Source organism: Sporomusa sp. (assembly GCF_035561255.1).
Taxonomy (GTDB): domain Bacteria; phylum Bacillota; class Negativicutes; order Sporomusales; family Sporomusaceae; genus Sporomusa.
Window position 1 is genome coordinate 1 of record NZ_DATMXX010000190.1, and the last position, 3749, is coordinate 3749.

Here is a 3749-nt window from a genome sequence, read left to right on the forward strand (position 1 = left end):
TTATAGTAGTATTTGATTCTGAGTGACCCAAAGATTATGTCAATAGAGAATTTTCACTTGGATGGAGAATGCTCTAAAATAGAAAGATAAGGCAATAAGAGTTTTGTCGACTCTGCTGAAGGCTTGAACAACCCGGTCTCCCAAAACCGTATGTTTCTTTCATTAATTTCAAGCTTTTTTGCAAATTCTCTTTTGGTTAGTCCGTGGTATAACCGGCATTTGTGTATACGCTCAGCCAAAGTGTGTGCAGGTAATTCCTCAAAGCATCCCAACCACTATAAATACAAATTACTGATTAATCCCTCCAAGGTGTCGTACGATAACTGATGCCGATTGATGGCATTGGATATGGCGCATGATTCATTACTCCTCATAAATCATTTTCTTTGTCATACCACCATCAACAACAAATGATTGACCAGTGATAAAAGCAGACTCGCGAGACACAAGAAATGCTGTTAGATTAGCTATATCTTCCGGAATTCCAACCCTGCCGGCTGGATGTTGCAAATGATCTTTTGCCTGTAATAGGCCAGCATTGCCGACATCAATCCATCCTGGGCAGATGGCGTTAACCCGTATGGTAGGGCCTAGTGAATTTGCCAATGCGTGGGTGAGACCCAGGAGACCGGCTTTAGCGGTAGAGTAAGCCTCATTATGCGGCTCACTCATTATCGCACGGGTTGATGATATATTGACAATTGCCGCGTTTGGTGACTTTCGCAGAAGTGGTGCGCCATATTTGGCAAATAAGAATGCCGAGCGGAGATTAACATCAATTACCCGGTCAAATTCACTGATTTCCATTTCATCTATTGGCTTAAAAAAAGATATTCCTGCATTATTTATAATCCAGTCAAGGCGCTGGTATTTAGTTTTCACCATATAAAACACGGCGTTTATGTCATCAGCCAGCCCAACATCAACTTTGTAAAATAAAGCTGACAAACCATCGGCGATCATATTATTTACAGTACTGTTGCCGACCGGTTCATTGATATCGGCTATAATAATCGTGGCACCTTGCTGTGCGAGTTTGTAGGCAATTGCTTTGCCTATGCCTTGGGCAGCTCCTGTCACAATAGCTACAGGTTTATATGTAACATTCATCATGTTTACCTCACTAACATCTTATCATATAATCTAGAATTTTATAATGAATATAACAGTATCTTTGTCAAGAATTAAGTTCCACTCCAAATATGCATATCCAAGGATTAACTATCCTTTCGCTAGCAACAATCCTACACCCGTTTTTCATTTGATATAAAGGTGATTATCCTATGTATTTCCAGTTTATCTCCAAGTTTAATGCGTTTGCAAGAAAAACTTAAGTAATAAGAAATAGCTAGTTATCCACCTCTGTAAGGCAAATACGAGAGTAATTATCAATACGCTATGAGCAGGATATTGGATATGTAATAAAGAATATAATCCATAAAATAGTAGGTGAGCATTTTGATTGTTACCGATCTATTTTTGCTAGGTAAAACGAGACCAATTGTGATAAGTGTTGGTCACCGAGGAGAGGATAGAGTGACTGAGCCGGAGCGTGATAAATTGTCAAAAGCAGTTGCTCTCACCTATGATGAACATGAGAATAATGCGCCAAGAGTTGTAGCAAAAGGAACTGGTGTTGTTGCTGGAGAAATTTTAAGTTCGGCTAAAGAACATGGGATTCCTATCTATCAGAATAAAACGCTTACAGGTATGCTGATGGCTGTTGAGTTAGATCGTGAAGTACCACCAGAGTTATATCAAGCGGTGGCCGAGGTTTTGGCTTATATTTACCGTTTGGACCAGAGATTAGGGAAAAAGTCTGAATAATTGGTTGCGGAGGAGACTATGAACCATATTGGCATTGGTAATATAGGGGAACAGTCTGCTGCAATCTATTTAAGTAAATTGGGTTATAAAATTATCGCAACAAAATATCGTGCCAAAACTGGCGAGATAGATATTATTGCACAGGATAAAGAATATCTAGTTTTTGTTGAAGTAAAGACCAGACGCTCAACTATCTACGGGTTTCCTGCTGAGGCAGTTAATTTTAGGAAACAGAAAAAAATAATAAATACTGCATTGTGTTTTTTAAATCATCGTGGGCTTAATGATATGGCCTGCCGATTTGACATTCTGGAGATATATTTATTAAAGGGAACAGTTCGTTGTAATCATATTATAAATGCGTTTGGCAGCTAAGCCGTTGCGGGGGTAAGCCGTGTTTGCACAGACTTATGGCTCAACTACATTAGGATTAAATGGTGTTTTAATAACAGTTGAAGTTGATATTGCAAACGGCATTCCCGGCCTTGATATAGTGGGATTGCCTGATACTGCAGTGCGTGAGTCGCGGGAACGAGTAAGAGCGGCTATTAAAAACAGCGGATTTGAGTTTCCTGCACGCCGAATTACGGTAAATTTAGCGCCTGCAGATATTAAAAAAGACAGTTCTGGTCTTGATTTACCGATAGCTGTAGGCATATTGGCAGCAAGCGGTCAGGTAAATCCAATGAGTTGCCGCTGTCAGGTATTTGCTGGCGAACTTTCTTTAGAAGGCAGGTTGCGGGGCATATCAGGGATATTGTCAATTGCCGCTAACTGCCGGGGTTACAATATATCGGAAATGATTGTGGCCAGGGAAAATGCTCAGGAAGCATTACTCTCTGGCGAAGTAACAGTCTATGCGCCGGAGACATTGTCTGAGGTTGCTTTGCATCTTACTGGTAAGAAATTACTTATTCCAATAGTTCCTGATCTGCCGGAAAACCAATCCAGTGAGTTAGTGCTGGATTTTGCAGATGTGCAAGGTCAGATTGTTGCCAAAAGGGCTCTTGAGATTGCTGCTGCTGGCTTTCACAATGTAATGATGGTTGGGCCGCCAGGTTCAGGTAAGACAATGCTTGCCAGGCGTATCCCATCAATTTTGCCTAATATGACGCCTCAGGAAGCGCTTGAAGTAACCAAAATTTATAGTGTCGCCGGATTACTTAAAAATAATGTTGGTTTAGTTACTGGCAGGCCATTTCGCAGTCCGCATCATACTGTATCAACTGCTGGGATGATCGGTGGTGGAAGTACACCAAGACCGGGTGAAGTTACGTTAAGCCATAATGGAGTGCTGTTTTTGGATGAGTTGCCTGAGTTTCCCCGGACTGTACTGGAGGTGCTGCGTCAGCCGCTTGAAGACGGGGAGGTTACTATTTCACGGGTTAATGCTACCTTATCATTCCCTGCTAAGCTGATGCTGATAACCGCTTTGAATCCGTGTCCGTGTGGCTTTTGCTCAGATCCGACCCGGGATTGCTTGTGTACTCCCGGTGATATACGTCGTTATCAGAAAAGAATTTCCGGGCCACTTTTGGATCGGCTTGATATAACAATTCATGTGCCACGTCTTGAGTATAGTGATTTAGTAAAAGACATGCCGCAAGAATCGTCTGCTACTATTCGCCAGCGGGTAGAAGCGGCTAGAATGATTCAACATCAGCGCCTCCAAAAATTTGGATTCTATGCCAACGCGCAAATGCAGCATAAACATATTAAAAGTTTATGTCATCTCACATCTGAAGCTGTAAGTCTGCTCAAACAGGCTTTTAGTAGAATGAATCTGAGCGCTCGTGGTTATGACCGGATAATCAAAGTGGCTCAAACAATTGCTGATTTAAGTGGCTCGGTATCAATTGAGGGAAGACATATTGCGGAAGCCGTTCAATTCCGCAATGAATTTCAAAATATTTCCAGGAAAT

The 3749-nt window shown here is 41.6% G+C and carries 4 protein-coding genes; 3 read left to right on the forward strand and 1 reads right to left on the reverse strand.

Features of this window, described 5'->3' with window-relative positions:
- Nucleotides 1-363 precede the first annotated feature (363 nt).
- A complete protein-coding gene (locus VN379_RS10740) occupies nt 364-1113 on the reverse strand; it encodes an SDR family NAD(P)-dependent oxidoreductase (protein WP_325533639.1) in 750 nt (249 codons plus the stop codon).
- Nucleotides 1114-1536: 423 nt separating this feature from the next.
- On the opposite strand from VN379_RS10740, the gene VN379_RS10745 reads away from it, so the two are divergent.
- The 3 genes from VN379_RS10745 to VN379_RS10755 all read left to right on the forward strand — a co-directional run.
- On the forward strand, nt 1537-1827 hold the full coding sequence (locus tag VN379_RS10745; protein WP_325533641.1) for an EscU/YscU/HrcU family type III secretion system export apparatus switch protein: 291 nt from the start codon (nt 1537-1539) through the stop codon (nt 1825-1827).
- Nucleotides 1828-1845: 18 nt separating this feature from the next.
- Entirely contained in the window at nt 1846-2202 is a 357-nt protein-coding gene (locus VN379_RS10750) for a YraN family protein (RefSeq protein WP_325533643.1), read from the forward strand.
- Nucleotides 2203-2221: 19 nt separating this feature from the next.
- Nucleotides 2222-3749 (forward strand): YifB family Mg chelatase-like AAA ATPase (locus tag VN379_RS10755; protein ID WP_325533645.1); only part of this gene is annotated, 1528 nt, incomplete at its 3' end.